A 17736-nucleotide genomic window follows, 5' to 3' on the forward strand; every position below is an offset into this window, starting at 1 on the left:
CTGTTACAATGCAGTCACAACAATCTATCGAGCCGATTAATGACCCGTACTCTCACCTCAGGACTCAAACTTTTCAGCCTGCTGCTTGCGGTTGTTGGTGGAGTCGCGTTGCAGAGCGAGCTGAGCCGCGCGCCCCAAGTTTCATTAAACGATTACTGCGCCTTGTCAGCCATTCCATGCACCCAAAATGGTGTCTCACTGCGCCTTGATAGCGACGCCATCACCGCCATGACGCCGATTCAATTAACCGTAACATGGCCAAACAGCGCCGCGCAGACGCTAGCCGTAACGTTAAAAGGCTATGAAATGGAGATGGGCGAGCCCAGATACAAACTCACTAAAGTGGCTGATGGTCAATATCAAGGTGAGCTGCTGTTGCCCATTTGCCAAACTGGCGCAATGACCTGGCTTGGTACCATTAATGATGGTGAGAAAACCATCTATGCGTCACTAAACATGCAATAACCATCATCTGCCTGCGATGTTGATCCTATTATCAAAAGAGCTTCTCACTGCCAAAAACAATGAGCTCAAAAACTAGCAAAAAGGAAACACTATGACTCGACAATGGATGTTTGTTCTTATTTTGGCTTTTTTGCTTGGCTTTGGCGTCAAAGCATTATGGCCAACTGACGCGTCTCAACCTGCTTCGACCTCAAATATGAGTAATGAACCTGTCGTACTCTTTGGCGCAAGTGAAACGCCCGTCGCCCTTTTTGACCCAATCGATCCCCGCATTCGTGTGCTCTATTTTGGGTTTACTCGCTGCCCCGACGTTTGCCCAACCTCTTTAGCCATGCTCGCCGGCGCGCTTAACCAGCTATCTGATGACAAACGAGAGCAATTGCGTCCGATTTTCATCTCTATTGATCCAGAACGCGATGATGCAAAAACCGCAGCCACCTACGCGCAATACTTTCATCAAAGTATCGAAGGACTATCCGCCCCTCTTAACATCACCACCCCTTTAGCTGAACGCTATGGCGTCATTTTCCGCAAAACGGAGCTCAATGACTCAAAATTGGACTACACCGTTGACCACAACTCTTACTTCTATTTTGTGCGACCAGATGGCAGTTTACTCACCAAAGTGCCTCATACGCTCAACCCCGCACCCATTATTGCTGCTGTAGACCAAGTCCTCACCAGCGCCAATCATGAATAAGGAACGATCATGAAATCACTCATCACCCTACTCTTTGTCGTCTGTTTTGCGCCCACGCTTTACGCCAATACGCTCACCATTAATGACGCCTATGCGCGTGCGATGGCGCCAGGCGCTATCACCAGTGCAGTCTTTGGGGTCATTGATAACCCAAGCGATAAAACCGTAGAAATTATTCGCGCCACCACCCCTGCGGCAGGGCATGTCGAGCTTCATACGGTGGAAATGGAAGGTGATGTGATGAAAATGCGTCAAGTGGACAAATTTACTGTCCCTGCACATGGTGCATTGATCCTAAAACCAGGGGGCTTTCATATTATGCTGTTTGATCTTGTCTCGCCACTTGCGACAGGGCAAACCATTGAGGTCACGATTACATTCAAGTCAGGCAAGACCCAAACGTTTCGTGCGCCAGTGAAAAAAGTCATGCATGGCATGAAACACGGCTAATCGTCTATACGAGTTAAATGGTGATTGAATGTCGGCAAAATGCCACACAAATCACCATTTTTATTAACTATTGCAAAGTGTTGAGCTTGGCACAAAACAAAAACTAGACACAAATTTTTCCGAAGCTAATATAGCGATATACCCTCACTAATTTTAAGACTTTAAGTTAATTAGTGAGGGTTCGAGCATCATTATGCTCATTAACCACCCTCGCTTTGCGCTGAATATTAACAAGCCACGTGCTTTTTCCGTTAGAGAAAATCACAGCGTTAAGTCATGGGTTAACATCGTTTATTCGTATTTACATCGGGATGGGTTCACCCACAACTGTTCATAGTAATATACCCAAACAACTTGGAGTTGCAGGTAGGTGGCAAACGAGCAAAACCTCTGAGCACTTCGTGAACATAGACGAACTATGTGATGAGGTTTGTGAGAGCCAGCCCCTTAGTTTTTCAAAGAAAAGCGCTGCAACTTCAAGTGGAAAGGGTATAGAACGGTTGTGAATGAACTAAGCAAGGACCGCACCGTGTGATACCAACATAGCGCCGCAATAGGCAGAATTGCATCGTTGTGTTCGGAAAGCACTCACTCTTTTTCTTCGCGGATTCTTCGCCTAAATCCTGATAATAATTCGACCGTTATGCAGGAAAAGTGGTATGCAAACCAACTCTCTCGTAGCCCGTGTTACTCAAGGTAACCTAGTGCTGCAAATTGTCGTCGGTATCGTCGCCGGTGTCCTTTTAGCTTCTCTTTCACCTTCAAGCGCAGAAAGTGCTGGCATGCTTGGCTCTCTATTTGTTGGCGCCTTAAAAGCCATCGCACCGATTTTGGTGTTCATTTTGGTTGCAGCGTCCATCGCTAACCAAAAGAAAAACCAACACACCCACATGCGCCCTATTATTTCACTTTATCTCGCGGGTACCTTTTTTGCGGCGCTTACCGCGGTAACACTGAGCTTCTTGTTCCCAACCGAACTCATTTTGGTGACTGGCGCATCAGGCACAAACCCGCCACAAGGCATCACGGAAGTGATCAAAACCTTGCTATTCCAATTAGTTGATAACCCAGTTCATGCTCTGATGAACGGCAACTATATCGGTATTTTGGCATGGGGTATTGGCCTTGGTTTAGCGCTACACCACGCTTCTGACACCACCAAAGCGGTATTTGACGACCTAAGCCAAAGCGTGTCGCATATCGTGCGCTTTATCATTCGTCTTGCGCCATTGGGTATTTTTGGTCTTGTTGCTGCCACGTTTGCCAGCACAGGGTTTGCGGCGTTAGTCGGCTATGCACACCTACTTGCAGTTTTGCTTGGTGCGATGGCAATCATTGCGCTAATCATCAACCCTGCGATGGTCTTTTTCAAAACACGCCAAAACCCTTACCCATTGATTTTCCAATGCTTGCGTGAAAGCGGCGTAACCGCGTTCTTTACTCGCTCAAGCGCGGCCAATATTCCAGTTAACATCGCTTTGTGTGAAAAGCTGAAACTCGACGAAGACACTTACTCTGTGTCTATCCCACTGGGCGCGACGATTAACATGGCAGGCGCGGCAATCACTATCACCACGTTAACGCTTGCAGCAGTGCACACCATGGGCATTGAAATTGACTTGATGACGGCGCTGCTTCTCAGCATTGTTGCGTCTGTCTCTGCGTGTGGCGCTTCTGGCGTGGCTGGTGGTTCACTGCTGCTGATCCCACTAGCGTGTGGCTTGTTTGGCATTTCAAACGACATCGCGATGCAAGTGGTTGCGGTTGGCTTCATCATCGGTGTGATTCAAGACTCTGCTGAAACGGCGTTAAACAGCTCAACCGACGTCGTCTTCACGGCAGCAGCGTGCCAAGCTGAACAGATGAAACAGAAATAAACTCTTTTCTACTTCGAGTAGAGAATCTGAAAACCAAGCCTCTTTATCCCGATAATAAGGTAAAGAGGCTTTTGTCATTATGCCCTCTTTGCTTTGCTCCCCATCAAACCAAGCTCTGCCTAAAACCAAGCTCCGACCAAAACACACGACACTCAGATTTGCTCTGCGCTGACAACGCCCCTACAACTTAAGTTAATATGCAGGGTCTCATTTCGCGCGCAGGAAAATCCAATGAACAAACAGCATATTTTTTTCTTTGATCTTCTACGCTGCGTGGCGGCACTTGCCGTACTGGTTATTCACGCATTAGCCCCCTATCGGCATGAGTTAGGGGTCATTCCCTTTGACGATTGGGCCACAGCAATCACGTTAAATGGTTTTAGTCGCTGGGCAGTACCCGTGTTTATTATGATAACCGGGGCGCTAATGCTCAGTGATACGCGGCCGTTTGATCTCAAATACTACCTTTCGCGGCGACTTGGCAAAGTCCTGATCCCCTTTCTTATCTGGTCACTTTTTTACGCGTATCTATCAGGCTGGAACGCTCAGGGATTCAATGGCAATGTGGTCGAGGAAAAACTCGCCGAAAGCTGGCAACACGCCACTTACTACCACTTAGGGTTTTTCTACTACTTTATTCCCTTATACGCGGTGATCCCGCTATGGCAATGGTTAGTACGCCATAATGACAACAACGTAATATACGCACTCATTGGTGTTTGGCTGCTCTCCACCTTACTGTTTTTATTACGATTGGATGGGCTTTGGAGTCACCAGTTCTGGCTCTATATGGGACTACTGCCACTTGGGTACGTTCTCTATCAAAAATGGCCACTCAACCCGATGCTAACGCGAGCCGTTATTTTTATTGGCATTGCCGCTATGGCGCTGAGTAGTTATATGGTCATTCAAAACAGCCTGAGTGAAGCGCGCTATGTGGTTGGGCGCTGGTTTTCATACAAAACACTCAATACCGTACTGGCCGCAAGTATGGTGTTTATCGTCTGCCGATATTACGCCGACCATCTCAATAATGGCTTCAAAAAATGTGTGAGCTTTATCAGCCGTTACAGCTTAGGTGTTTATCTGCTGCACCCGCTCTTTCTATGGCCAATGCACGCCTTTGAATGGTATCGCGGGCCAGTCGCGCTCATGATCCCTCTTTGGGTGTTCATCAGCGGCAGTTTGGCACTCGCAGCAAGCTATATCGTGGCGCAAAGCCGTTTCACTCGTTGGCTACTGCCCTAGGAGATCAGCTAGCAAAGTGCAGCGAGCCTCAGCCTATAGCAAATCAGTGTTGCACAACTGGCTGGTTCATAATAAACCTTTAGCTGGCGCGTATTCGCACTCATTTTCGAATAATAAATTGATAAAACTGCCATTTACCGCCAATCTATACTCAATCAACTTGGAGTTGCAGGTAGGCAGCAAACGAGCAAAGCCTCTGAGCATAAGTAAACTATGTGATAAGGGGTGAGTCAGCCACCAACGCTGCAACTTCAAGTGGAAAGGCTATAAATCATGCGGTTATGGAAAGGGGTATTTCATGTCTAAATCCAAGCAACAAGCCAGTGAATTATTGACTGCATGGGGCGCGAGCTCTCATCAGATAGACTCCATCCTCGGCAATATAACCGATGACAATGAGCTTCAAACGCGAATCAACTTGTTGTTCTCGATTAGTGACTGCTTACAGTTGCTTTTACGTGATGAAACGAAGCGAAATGGTTATATGACAACCAAAAATTCAGGGCCATATTTTGATGGAAGAAAACCGCTCGATATTATAGCGAGTGGCCAGCTTGCAGACCTTTCGGATGTCCACCTGCGGATAAGAAATATGGTTTGTATCTAAGATGCCATGACGGCTGCAGTCAAAGATTCACCAAAGAGGCATATGGGGCTTTTTGATGCTCACAACCAACGTACTAGACCTGATACAAATATGCCTGCTAGCCCAATTGCACTTATCACAAACGATACACTACGCATCAATTGAAAATTAGCGTAATAAAAAATCATGTGTCCAATGCGACCAACCAAATACATTAGTGATAAGCCGTTTACCCAAAATTGATTCGCTGACGAAAAAATCGCGAACAGCATAAATAACACGAAAATACCGACCGTTTCATTGCTATTTGCAAAAGCGCGACTAGAGCGAAATAAAAAGCTCTCATGCCCAGCATTAACTGAAATACCCAGCGTGTGTCCCTGCTTTATGCCCGTAACATCAGCCACTAACAGCTGAATAAAAAATAATATTCCTGATAAACCAAGCACCAAAACACTTGTGCTATATTGAGTAACCAACTCCATTCGATAAACTCCAATATTCATTATTATCTGTAGATTACGGCCCACCTCATGATTTCTATATAAATAATGAGCCGGTGCGCATTGCTCACTCAGAGCTAATGAATTCCATCCCTTTTCTCAAACGAAAGTGCACCTAATTAAATAGATTTATTAGGGAACCCTTACGATGCGTGTTATTCAAATTCTACAGAAAACACCCCAGAATCAATGCGCTGACATTCCAAAAAGCGACTGAGATCTCTGATGGTTGCAACCAAACGGTACGCATGTACTGATGTTGCCAGAATGAAATGGCGTGTATAGGCATCACCCGACCGAGATAGCCGAAAGGCAAACAGAATAAGGAGAATGGCATCAAACTAATGTGGGAGAGTAAAGCGACAAAAAAACGATACGAATATGGTTAACCTATTGACAAAAAATCACTCGACACCTTAGCACACTGGCGCTTGCCTTGAGAAAAGTCTCAAGGCGTCACGACCACCAAACCCACTGCACAATTTACTTATAAAGAAGCTTCGGGTTTGTTCAACACTCGGAATTTAACGCTGGCTGCGCAACGCTTGATCCTCATTTGTTACGCATTTTTCACAGCATCAGCCACTTTCCCAGCTATTTCTCTAATCGTGAACATAGCTGAGTTTAATGCTACCTTATCGACTAACGATGGGCTTAGTCTCATAATCTCGTCTTTGGTAATGTTATGCCAGATAGGTAATATGACCTTATCTCCTTCCATTTCTCTTACTACTAATCCATTCAGCTCGTACTGAGTCCAGTTTTTCTCAAAAAATGCTTTAGACAAGATAATTAGACCATACTTTGATTCAGCAAGACCTTGGTCAATTGAACGGCGCAAGCTGTCTCCAATACGCAATGTATATTCGTCATACCACACTGATACACCCAACTTTATTAACTCGTCAGCTAGTGGTTTAACAAAATCGGCTTTATCTTCCGAAGCGTGGGAAATGAATAACTCTGTCCCTGACTTTGATTCTTCTATATCAGAGGGAAACTCAATTGCTATGTTTTTTAGCTGGGACAAAATATTCTCCTGATTATTCATTTCTTCATTAATCGCTCGATTTAAAGCCAATCGTTCTTTTTTCTTAGCTTGACCACCAAGCTTGGTTCTCTGTTTCTCATTAACCTTACGAGACTTTTGATCCTTTTTTGCCTTTACTTGTTTTCGAGCCTTTATCACTTGTTTCTCTTTAGCTCGAAGCTGCTGTCTAAGCTTATTGATATTATCTAGTGACGGGTCTGCAGACTTTAGCTTCTGAACAATCCAGTTGAACTCGATTTCTTTGTTCAACAAATTTTTTTCGCATTTTTTGATTTCAGCATCTAATGTGCCAACACCTTTAAACTTTGGATGTTTCATGCAAATCTCCTGATGCCTAGCAGCGTATCAAGCAGACATCTATTTAACACACCGTCATCCCTGTAATATTTTTACACATTATACGAAAAAATATCTCTTTTATTCATTGCCTTACGTCACAGTGTAAGTGCAAATCATCCTGTTCTATACTGAGAACAGTAAGCATTGTGTTAAACAGATCATTTATGAACACATACCATATCAATAATTACTTATATTTTTACTGAGTTTAATCAAAGACCTGAATTCTACTTGAAGTTGCAGCGTTGTTGGCTGGCGCTTGCAAACCTTCATCTGCTCATTTATTTATATAAAAAAAGGCCGCGCAGTATTACTGGGCGGCCTCTTAATTTATTTTCGCTATGCGATTGCGGTTTGCAACTGCGAGCGCACTCGGCGACGTTGCAGCGCTATGACTAGCACAAACAGCATGGCGGCTGGGATCCACATCCACTCTTTACGGTAGCGTTCAACCGGGATGCGTATATCCACAATTTGCTGATCAAACGTTAAACCTGCCGCTTCTGCTGGGCTGGCAAACGTCACCATATCAATTAATGTTTTGCCATCTTGCTCGTAGGTCATAATGCCCAGCGCATCAAGCTTATCTTGGCCCGTTTCGCCCTCAGGCACTTCAAGCAGAACCGAAAATTCACGCCATTTACCGACCGCATCTTCTCCGGCAATTCGCATGCGCAGCACACCGCCTTCTTCTAGTGGTTCTAACGTTTGCGCAAGCTCGGCAGGGTTAGACGATTGGTATGGGTCCACCACTTGGTCAATCCAAAAGCCTGGACGGAACAGAGTAAAGGCCACTAATAGCAACAGCACGGTTTCATACCAACGGTTACGGGTTAAGAACCAACCTTGTGTTGCGGCAGCAAAAATCAGCATAGCAATGGTCGACACAACAAAAATGGCAATGCCGTGCGCCCAATCCACATCTATCAGCAATAAATCGGTATTGAAGATAAACAAGAAAGGCAGCGCTGCCGTGCGCAAGCTGTAGTAAAACGCAGTCAAACCGGTTTTGATTGGGTCGCCTTTTGATACCGCAGCGGCCGCAAACGACGCCAAACCAACAGGCGGAGTCACGTCTGCCATAATGCCGAAGTAAAACACAAATAGGTGCACCGCAATCAAAGGCACAATCAGGCCGTGCTGCTGGCCTAGCGTCACAATCACTGGCGCAAGAAGGCTTGATACGACAATGTAGTTTGCGGTAGTTGGCAAGCCCATGCCCAAAATCAAGCTAAGCAGCGCAGTGAGCATCAGCATGAGCAGCAAATTGCCCATTGAAAGCATTTCAACCAAATCGGCCAAAACCAGACCGACACCCGTTTGCGATACCGCGCCTACAATAACACCAGCGGTGGCCGTTGCGATGCCGATACCAATCATGTTACGCGCACCAGCAATTAAGCCTTCACGCAAGTCCACCACGCCATCTTTAAATGTGCCGTGATGGTGCGAATCGTCGCCACGCATCCACGTGAGCAATGGGCGCTGAGTCAATACGATGACAATCAAAATCACCGAGCCCCAGAACGCCGAAAGTCCAGGTGATAAACGCTCCACCATCAAACACCACACCAACACCACAACTGGTAGCAAATAATGCAAACCAGAAAGTAACACTGCGCGCGTATTAGGTAGGCTCTCTAGCGGCGCGTTAGGGTCTTCTTCGGGTAAAGGCTCATTTGACGCAGCCACTTTCAGCAAGCCAAGGTAGGTTAGTGCAAGCAGTATCGCCATACCCGGCAGCACAAAGTCCCCCAGCAGCGGTTTTAACCAGCCAAGGCCCCAGTAAACGGCCAGCGATAAACCACTGACCAACGCCGCGCCAAACGCAAAACCGGTTAATCGCGCCAACCAAGGTTTGGCCCGCGCCGTTTCAAGTGGCTGCATGCCCAATTTGAGCGCTTCTAAATGAACAATATACAGCAGCGCAATATAGGAAATGGCCGCAGGTAAAAATGCGTGTTTAATGATTTCAACGTACGGAATACCAACGTATTCCACCATCAAAAACGCGGCTGCGCCCATAACTGGCGGCATGATCTGACCATTAACCGAAGAGGCGACTTCCACCGCGCCCGCTTTTTCCGCAGAAAAGCCCACTTTGCGCATCATTGGGATGGTAAAGGTGCCAGTGGTCACAACGTTAGCAATCGAGGAGCCAGAGATGAGTCCGGTCAGGCCTGATGCCACAACCGCCGCTTTTGCTGGGCCGCCACGCAAATGCCCTAACATCGAAAATGCCAGTTGAATGAAGTAATGGCCAGCCCCCGCTCGTTCGAGCAGCGCGCCAAATAGAACGAACAAAAAGACAAAGCTGGTTGAAACGCCAAGCGCAATACCAAACACACCTTCGGTGGTGATCCACTGATGGTTGGCTAGCGCATCGAGCTGCACGCCACGGTGTGAGAGCAGCCCAGGCATGTATGGACCAGCAAGGCTATAAACAATGAAAACCAGCGCAATCACTGGCAAAGCTGGGCCAAGCACGCGACGCGCGGCTTCAAGCAGCAAGGGCAAACCAATCATGGCGGTCACAAAATCGCCTGTGGTTAAACTGCCGGGGCGCTGAGCTAAGGCTTCATAAAGCACAAACAGGTATAAAGACGCGGCGCAGGCAATCAAACCAAACGCAATATCGGTCACTGGAACATGGTCGCGAGGCGAGCGTTTAAACGCCGGAAACACCAAAAACGCGAGCAAAAGGGCAAAACCTAAGTGAATCGCACGAGTTTCAGTATCATTCATTACCCCAAACCCAATAATAAAGGGCAATGGGGAGGCAATCCATAATTGAAATAGCGACCAGAGTAGGGCTAAACCGGCGATGGATTTTTCCATCACGCCACCGGGAAGTCGCGCGCCCACGTCTTGGGCAATCATCTCTTCCGCTGAAGGCGCATCTGTCTGCGTCATCGCTTTGTCCATGAGGAATCTCTCTCTTATTCGATAAGTTTATGCGCGCAAAAATGGCGAAACTTAATGCTCAATGTGTTTGCGGCTTCAAATTTGAAGCAAATAAAATCGGCCAATTACGACAGCCAAAGGGTGGATTAATGAGAAATACCAAAGCAACCTGTCGACTAAGCGGCCTGTGTCCAAGTCGCATTAGTTAAGATGCTCTACGCTCAAGATGCTTTTCTTTCAAGATGCTTAGGTATCATGCCACCGTTTTGCTCCCAAGCGGGCTTGAGCAAGCCATAATTGGCAGCGAAAACAGTGGAAAAAATAAGAAAGGAGCTCTACTGCAAGCCATTTAGAGCTCCTGTGCACCGCTGGTGTGTTTACATCCAGCCGCGTTCTTTGTAGTAACGCACCGCACCGTCATGAAGTTGAGCGGTCAAACCAACTTTGATCATCTCTTCTTCTTTCAGATCTTTAAATGCAGGGTGAAGGCGCTTGAAACGATCTAGGTTATCAAAAACGGATTTAACCAATTGGTAAACCAACTCAGGATCGGTTTGCGCTGTGGTTGAAAGCACGGCTTTGCCACCAATCGAAACGGTATCGTTCGGGTTGCCGCGGTACATGCCACCAGGAATGATCGCTTTGGTGAAGTAGGTTTTCTCAGCCAGCAACTTGTCAATTTCAGGACCAGTGACAGGAACCAAAACCGCATCCGTTGTAGTAGACGCTTCTTGAATCGCACCATTTGGGTGACCAACGAAGTAGCTCATCGCATCGATGTTGTTGTCGCTCATCGCAGACGCTTGTTCTGCAGGCTTAAGATCGGAAACCAAGCTGAATACATCGTTGTTCCACTGCTTCGCCGCCATGATTTGCTCAAACGTGTCGCGCTGACCAGAGCCTGGGTTGCCGATATTGACACGCTTGCCTTTCAACGCTTCAAAATCAGAGATGTTGGCATCTTTGCGCGCCAAAATGGTGAACACTTCACTTTGCAAAGAGAATACAGCGCGAATGTCACTCATAGGCTCCGCGTTTTGGAATGGAGAAACCCCGTTCATGGCTTTGTATTGGTGATCCGACTGCATGATACCGAAGTTGTATTCACCACTACGCAAGCCGTTCACGTTAGCCACACCGCCACCACTGGCTGGGGCATTACATTTGATGCTGTGGCTATCGTTGCCGCGGTTTACAAAACGACAAATCGACTGTCCTGCCACATAGTAGACACCAGTTTGGCCACCGGTACCTATGGTGACAAACTGCTCGCTAGCGTGCGCACTCTCACCGTATGAGAATCCTGTCAATGCGACAGTCAGTGCAGCTGCAACAGATAATCCTTTCATCTTCCCTTTCCTTCTACGTGTTATTGATTTCTGCTCTTAATTAATAACTCGATTTATAGCCAAATTATTATGTTTATTGGTGATGAATTGTTCACTCGAGCACTTCGCTCGAAAAACACCCTCAATAAATCAACATAAAAACATCATTCAGTTAATATCGGGCCATCAAAATATTCGCATTTGCCAATGAATTCAAGAAACCCGACCTAAAAGAATTTATCAGAACATTGCCTATTAGGACGAGTCAATTAATCGCCTTTTCTCAAAAAACAAGAATTAGATAAAAATTGAGCAATGGTGCTAAATCTCGCACAGATCACGAAATAGCAGTCAATAAAACCAACCAAATAGCAATTAACGAGAAAAAACCACCAATAAAGGGGGTGAGGCAGACATTAATATCAATATTTCGATAATTGATTTACTCATCATTTTAAGAAAATCAATATGCCTTTTTCTCGAATTTCATCATTGAGATAAAATGAATTCATAAGTTAATTGGATGTCATTTTATTGCACTATATCACAACGCTATTAATTAACTTTTATTGCATCATATTATTTAACAAAATGACATTCATCACATTGTTCAATAATTAGGCTACCTTCACAAAACCGGTCTTTCGCCAATATTCCAAATAGAAATAAAAACGAAAAATAAATAATAATTTCAATCTATAAAAAGCCACCCTGAAACAAATAATCAACATATCGCCCGGTTGATACTGGCAATTATTCAGGTTCAACTCCACACTTATACCCAAACAACTTGGAGTTGCAGCTAGGTGGCAAACGAGCAAAGCCTCAGAGCACTTCGTGAACATAGACGAACTATGTGATGGTGTTTGTGAGAGCCAGCCCTTTAATTTTTTGAAGAAAAGCGCTGCAACTTCAAGTAGGACGGGTATATCGCTAATAAGCGCGCATCAGGTAAAAGGAGAGCTTATTATGCTGAGGTTTTTCACCATTGAAGCGGGCTTGCTACTTGAGATGGCTCACGATGAATCTCGAGACCGCGTTCAACTGGCCAAACAGGCAGTATGGATTGATGCGCTCGACCCAACAGATGATGAACGCCAAGCAATCAGCGAGCTATTGCAGATCGAACTGCCAGAAACCGAAGCGGTAGAAGAGATAGAAACCTCGGCGCGATTTTTCGTCGACAAAAGCGGCGTTCATGTTCACTCTCTGTTTCTTCAGCGCAGTGATGGGCGTTATCTCAATACCTCGGTAGCGTGTATTTTGCAACACCAGCGACTAGTCACCATTCGCGACGAAGATATTGCCGATTTTCGCTTGCTGCGCTTTCGCGCTCGGCGGCAACAAATACGCTGCCAAAATGTGGAAAGTCTGATCATCACCATTTTAGAGCAGAAGATAGAAAACCACGCCGATATGCTTGAAGACATTCATCGAGCGCTAGAAAAAATCAGCCATCAAGTGCTTGAAGAGCAAGATGCGGATCTTGAAGAGTGCATCAACCAACTCGCTGCTCTTGAAGACAGCAATGGGAAAGTTCGGCTCTGCTTAATGGATACTCAGCGAGCGCTCTCCTTTTTACTGCGCAATTTAAAATCCCGTGAGAGCCACAAAGAGCGCATTCAAGATGTGGCGCGCGATGTGGAGTCCTTGATGTCTCACACCACCTTTTTGTTCGATAAGATAAATTTTTTGATGGATTCCACCCAAGGTTTCATTAGCATACAGCAAAATCAAATCATCAAAATTTTCTCCATCGCTGCCGTGGTGTTTCTACCGCCAACAGTGATTGCCAGTATCTTTGGGATGAATTTCAAGTTTATGCCCTCGCTGGATTGGAGCTGGGGTTACCCTGCGGCGCTGCTATTGATGCTCGCTTCTGGTTTTGCGCCCTATCTGTATTTCAAACGTAAAGGTTGGCTTTAATAAGGAAAGGCAATGACCACACAACAAATTTGGGGCTATCAGCCCAAGAACGCCTCGGTCGAGTTTCAAACATCGGCACGGCCCCATCCTCAAGCCGGCGAGCTGCTCATCGCGAATGCCGCAATTGGGATTAACCCTGTCGATTGGAAATTGATCGAGACCAATCCACTGAATTGGCCTGTCGGTCATGTGCCAGGCGTTGACGGGGCAGGCATTGTGGTGGAAATCGGCCAGAATGTGGATAAAAGCTGGCTTGGTAAACGGGTGGCTTACCACGCCGCACTGGCGTTAAATGGCAGTTTTGCCGAATTTACGTTAATGAAGGCCGAGCGCGTTCTCACACTGCCCGATGCGATGGCATTCACCACAGCGGCGGCATTGCCCTGCCCAATGCTGACCGCGTGGCAAGCGTTTGAAAAAATTCCATTGCGCGCCAACGCCTCGGTGTTGGTTGCCGGATTTGGCGCGGTTAATCGCTTACTCACTCAATATCTGGTTCAACACGGTTTTCAGGTAGATGTTTTGTCGCAAAGCCTTAGCGCAGAGCAGGCACAATCATTGGGTGTACGTCATGTGCTGCGTGATTTGGCCGAGGTGCCATCACACTACTTTGCCATTTATGACGCGGTTGGCAGTGAACATGCCGCGAGTCTCGTGCCAAAACTGAAAGCCAATGGCCATATCATCTGTATTCAAGACCGCATACCAGCGCCACTTGACCCAGCATTTACGAAAACCATCTCTTATCATGAAATCGCGCTTGGCGCGCTTCACACCTACGGTGATGAAGAAGATTGGCAGGTGTTAATGCACGCAGGTGAGCAATTACTAGAGCAGATCGAGGCAGGCAATATCGCTATCGCGCCAATCGCCTGTTACCCCTTTGAACAAATGCCAGAGGCGCTTGCTCATAGTAAAGTGCATAAACAGAAAACGGTATTGACGCTATAAAAATGGCGGTAAAAAAAAAGAGCGACTATCGCTCTTTTTTGAAGACTCTCAATTTATACCTGCCACTTAAGCACGGCCCAATCCGTATTATTTTTTGCATGCGCGCTTAAACGCGGGCAAGGGTTAACCAAATAAATTCGGTCAGCGTATTCACACAGTGGCAAATCGTTTATTGAGTCGGTGTAAAAGTGAATCTCACTGAAATTTTCACCTTGGCTTTCAAGCCACTGCTGTAATCGAATCACTTTACCTTGGCGAAAACTTGGCGTGCCTTTGATCTCACTGGTATAGCAGCCATTTTTTTCAACCAAATCGATACCAAGCGCGGTGGGGATCCCAAAGCGGCGCGCCACCGCTTCGACGATAAACGTCGCACTGGCCGAAATGATCATCATATCGATGCCATCATTGAGCAGCTCAGCAATTAAGCTTTTCGCTTGGGAAAATTGCGTGGCTAAAATGCGCGTTTCAACGCATTCATCCATTAAGGCATTCACTTGCTCAATCGGCATTTTGGCCAGCGGCGCCATCGCAAAAGCCAGATATTGCGCCATATCCAGCTCGCCTTTGGCGTAGAGCGCCATTAAGCGGCGATCTTCAGCGATAAAATCAGGCGCGCTTGCGATGCTCTTTTCCACCATAAATTCATTCCATATCATAGCGCTATCGCCGAATATCAAGGTTTCGTCTAAGTCAAAGACATACAAAGGCTTAGTCATCCTTATGCCCTCACGGGTTGAATTTCATTGAGATTAAACAGCAGCTCAAGCTGGCTGCCACGCGCAAGCAAACGCTCCGATGAGCGGTTAAGCAAATCAACCGTCAATTCACACTCCCCAACATCGACTTGATAGCGAATCACATTACCCAATAGCTGATGGTTGATGATGGTGCCGGTTTGCGGCGCAGAAATGTGTTTATCGTAGTGGCGGCCGTGCTCTTTCACATAAATCGACTCTGGACGAATTGCCACTTTCCAAGGCGTTTCAATATTAAACAGCTGCTTGGCTTTGTTCGCGGCGACCAGGTTGTAGTGGCCCATAAAACTGGCGACAAACTCATTTGCCGGATGGGTGTATATCTCTTCTGGCGTTCCAGCTTGAACAATCTCGCCTTTGTTCATCAAAAAAATGCGATCTGACATGATCATCGCCTCTTCTTGATCGTGCGTAACAAAAATCGTGGTGAGGTTCAGCTCAGTTTGAATGTCACGAATTTGCTGACGCAGATGTTTGCGAATTTTGGCATCCAGCGCCGACAATGGCTCATCGAGCAGTAAAATGCGCGGCTTAACCACCAATGCCCGCGCTAGTGCCACGCGTTGGCGTTGGCCACCGGACAGTTCATGCGGGTAGTGCTTTTCTCGGCCTTTGAGATCGACCAATGCTATGATTTTCGCCACCTCGCGCTGAATGTCCTTTGGTGCGCGCTTTTGCATCTTTAACCCAAATGCGATATTGCCTTCCACTGTCATATTTGGAAACAGCGCGTAAGATTGAAAGACCATGCCAATACCGCGTTCTTGAGGTATTTGATGAGTAATGTCTTCGCCATTGACCCAAATTTGCCCACCATCAACCGGATTGAGCCCGGCTAAGCTGCGCAGCAATGTCGACTTTCCACAGCCACTTGGGCCGAGCAGAGTGACAAACTCGCCCTGCTCAATGGTGAAGTTAACCCTCTCAAACACAGTATTCTCACCAAAACGTTTGGTCAGGTGGGTTGCAGTAACATAGCTCATGATTTGACTCCTTGGCTAAAACGACTTGCCAGCCAAGTCAGAATAAAAATAAACAGAAAGTAGGCCATAACAAGCGCGGAGGTAAAATGTCCGCTGGTTTGACGCATGTTGTATAAGTAAATTTGCAAGGTTTCGTAGCGAGTGCCGACCAATATATTGGCAAAGACAAACTCCCCCAGCAGAAACGAAAAAGACAAGAACAGCGAAGCCATTAACCCTTTTTTAAGGTTCGGCAGCACAATCAACAAAAACGCTTTGCTGGTGCTCGCGCCAAGCAAGTGCGCCGCGTCCATTAAATCGCGCAGTTGAATTGCCGCAAAACTGTTGCCAATCGCTCGGTACATAAAAGGCAAAGCAATGGTGAAATAGGTGCCAATCAAAATCCACGGCGTGCCAATCAGAGCAATGTCACTATCGGCATAAAGCTTTAATAACCCGACTGAAGAGACCACAGGCGGTACCGCAAACGGGAGCAAGATCAGAATGTTCATCAGCTTATCGAGCTTGGGAAAATAGTAAAACACGACAAAAATCGCTGGCAAAATCAAGGCGACACTGAGCGCCAATGCGGTGATGCAGATAAACAGCGAGCGCCCAAATGCGTGTAAAAAACGCGGGTCGGTCAGCAGCTCTGCGTACCAGCGCAAGGTAAACCCATCGGGTAAAATTGTCGCACCCCAACGTGATGACAATGAGTAAATCAAAGTTGCGGCAATCGGGATCAACATCAATCCCATGAGCGAATACACCACGCCTTTGTGGTATCTGTGATTCACGGTGTACATTACGACGTCCTACCGGCATAGCTTTTAGACACAAGCCATTGATTAATTAAAGTAATAAAAGCAAGCAAAGCCATCAACGTAACTGAAATTGCCGCCGCCAAGTTAGGTTCAAGAAACAGATCTCCTGAGACTAAACTGGCGATCCGCACCGTGATGACGTTGTAATTACCTGCAGTCAATGCATAGACACTGGCATACGCACCAATGGCGTTAGCGATTAATATGATGAAGGTGCCCAAAAGCGCAGGCGAAAGCACTGGCAGAGCCACCTTAGCCCAATATTGCGAGGAGCGAGCGCCAAGCAGCGCGGCCGCCGAGCGCCAATCATCGCTCAAAGCATCAAATGCGGGATAGAGCAGCAAGACCGCCAATGGGATCTGGAAATAGACATAAATCACCAAAAGCCCCCATTTGCCGTAGAGATCAAAATCACCCAGCAAACCATACTGTTTTAGCAATAAGGTGATCGCGCCATTGGTGCCCAAAATAATGATGAAGGCAAACGCAAGCGGCACGCCGGAAAAATTACTGCTCATGTTGGTAAAGGCAATCACGCCATCGCGAATTGTCGAATTGACTCGGCGCAATGAAGAGACAAACAGTGTTGCAATCCCTAACCCCAGCAAACTTGAGATAACGGCAAGCCACAGGCTATTGGTAAATCCCTGCATAATAAATGCAGAATCAAACACCTCTTGGAAGTTATCCAAAGAGAACTCGCCCTCATAAATAAAACTATTGAGCAGCACCCAACCCATTGGAGCGAGCTGAAATAAATAAAAGAACAGTGCAAACGGCGCAAACCACAGCAGCGGTTTGAGTCGATTCAACTGAGCGTAGTGTCGTGCGCGCGTTGCTTGCGCATCACGCGGTACAGAGATT

The 17736-nt window shown here is 46.6% G+C and carries 16 protein-coding genes; 8 read left to right on the forward strand and 8 right to left on the reverse strand.

The window, feature by feature from the left end; all coding sequences use genetic code 11:
* Nucleotides 1-39 precede the first annotated feature (39 nt).
* The 6 genes from HGP28_RS02910 to HGP28_RS02935 all read left to right on the forward strand — a co-directional run bounded on the left by HGP28_RS02910 (nucleotide 40) and on the right by HGP28_RS02935 (nucleotide 5347).
* Nucleotides 40-465, forward strand: a complete 426-nt coding sequence (locus HGP28_RS02910) for a hypothetical protein (RefSeq protein WP_168834939.1) — start codon at nucleotides 40-42, stop codon at nucleotides 463-465.
* A gap of 91 nt (nucleotides 466-556) precedes the next feature.
* Entirely contained in the window at nucleotides 557-1165 is a 609-nt protein-coding gene (locus tag HGP28_RS02915; protein ID WP_168834940.1) for an SCO family protein, read from the forward strand.
* A 9-nt stretch (nucleotides 1166-1174) separates the two neighbouring features.
* Nucleotides 1175-1615 (forward strand): copper chaperone PCu(A)C, encoded by a 441-nt coding sequence (locus HGP28_RS02920; RefSeq protein WP_168834941.1) that lies wholly within the window; start codon nucleotides 1175-1177, stop codon nucleotides 1613-1615.
* Nucleotides 1616-2274: 659 nt separating this feature from the next.
* Nucleotides 2275-3492: a serine/threonine transporter SstT gene (gene sstT, locus HGP28_RS02925; protein WP_168834942.1), complete on the forward strand. Its 1218-nt coding sequence runs from the start codon at nucleotides 2275-2277 to the stop codon at nucleotides 3490-3492.
* A gap of 231 nt (nucleotides 3493-3723) precedes the next feature.
* Complete coding sequence (locus HGP28_RS02930) at nucleotides 3724-4740, forward strand: acyltransferase (RefSeq protein WP_168834943.1); 1017 nt, start codon at nucleotides 3724-3726, stop codon at nucleotides 4738-4740.
* A gap of 298 nt (nucleotides 4741-5038) precedes the next feature.
* Nucleotides 5039-5347, forward strand: coding sequence for a hypothetical protein (locus HGP28_RS02935; RefSeq protein WP_168834944.1), 309 nt, complete (start codon nucleotides 5039-5041; stop codon nucleotides 5345-5347).
* Between the two features lie 59 nt (nucleotides 5348-5406).
* Here the strand turns inward: HGP28_RS02935 and HGP28_RS02940 are convergent, their stop codons facing one another.
* The 4 genes from HGP28_RS02940 to HGP28_RS02955 form a co-directional block, all read right to left on the reverse strand.
* Nucleotides 5407-5856, reverse strand: a complete 450-nt coding sequence (locus HGP28_RS02940; RefSeq protein WP_343033785.1) for an MAPEG family protein — start codon at nucleotides 5854-5856, stop codon at nucleotides 5407-5409.
* A 532-nt stretch (nucleotides 5857-6388) separates the two neighbouring features.
* On the reverse strand, nucleotides 6389-7198 hold the full coding sequence (locus HGP28_RS02945; RefSeq protein WP_168834945.1) for a toll/interleukin-1 receptor domain-containing protein: 810 nt from the start codon (nucleotides 7196-7198) through the stop codon (nucleotides 6389-6391).
* Between the two features lie 360 nt (nucleotides 7199-7558).
* Nucleotides 7559-10144: a TRAP transporter permease gene (locus tag HGP28_RS02950; protein WP_168834946.1), complete on the reverse strand. Its 2586-nt coding sequence runs from the start codon at nucleotides 10142-10144 to the stop codon at nucleotides 7559-7561.
* Between the two features lie 356 nt (nucleotides 10145-10500).
* Nucleotides 10501-11472: a TAXI family TRAP transporter solute-binding subunit gene (locus HGP28_RS02955; RefSeq protein WP_168834947.1), complete on the reverse strand. Its 972-nt coding sequence runs from the start codon at nucleotides 11470-11472 to the stop codon at nucleotides 10501-10503.
* Nucleotides 11473-12420: 948 nt separating this feature from the next.
* Here HGP28_RS02955 and corA point away from each other — a divergent pair.
* Both corA and HGP28_RS02965 read left to right on the forward strand, forming a co-directional pair.
* Entirely contained in the window at nucleotides 12421-13377 is a 957-nt protein-coding gene (gene corA / locus HGP28_RS02960) for a magnesium/cobalt transporter CorA (protein ID WP_168834948.1), read from the forward strand.
* Between the two features lie 12 nt (nucleotides 13378-13389).
* Complete coding sequence (locus HGP28_RS02965) at nucleotides 13390-14328, forward strand: alcohol dehydrogenase catalytic domain-containing protein (protein ID WP_168834949.1); 939 nt, start codon at nucleotides 13390-13392, stop codon at nucleotides 14326-14328.
* A 53-nt stretch (nucleotides 14329-14381) separates the two neighbouring features.
* Here HGP28_RS02965 and HGP28_RS02970 read toward each other — a convergent pair whose 3' ends face one another.
* The 4 genes from HGP28_RS02970 to HGP28_RS02985 are packed head-to-tail and all read right to left on the reverse strand — an operon-like array spanning nucleotide 14382 to nucleotide 17735.
* Complete coding sequence (locus HGP28_RS02970; RefSeq protein ID WP_168834950.1) at nucleotides 14382-15047, reverse strand: HAD family hydrolase; 666 nt, start codon at nucleotides 15045-15047, stop codon at nucleotides 14382-14384.
* Nucleotides 15048-15049: 2 nt separating this feature from the next.
* A complete protein-coding gene (locus tag HGP28_RS02975; protein WP_168834951.1) occupies nucleotides 15050-16069 on the reverse strand; it encodes an ABC transporter ATP-binding protein in 1020 nt (339 codons plus the stop codon).
* Nucleotides 16066-16854 (reverse strand): ABC transporter permease, encoded by a 789-nt coding sequence (locus tag HGP28_RS02980; RefSeq protein ID WP_168834952.1) that lies wholly within the window; start codon nucleotides 16852-16854, stop codon nucleotides 16066-16068. Before HGP28_RS02980 ends, HGP28_RS02975 begins: the two co-directional genes overlap by 4 nt.
* Nucleotides 16854-17735 (reverse strand): ABC transporter permease, encoded by an 882-nt coding sequence (locus tag HGP28_RS02985; RefSeq protein WP_343033793.1) that lies wholly within the window; start codon nucleotides 17733-17735, stop codon nucleotides 16854-16856. Before HGP28_RS02985 ends, HGP28_RS02980 begins: the two co-directional genes overlap by 1 nt.
* Nucleotide 17736: the final 1 nt, after the last annotated feature.

This window comes from Vibrio agarilyticus (assembly GCF_012641465.1).
Taxonomy (GTDB): Bacteria; Pseudomonadota; Gammaproteobacteria; order Enterobacterales; family Vibrionaceae; genus Vibrio; species Vibrio agarilyticus.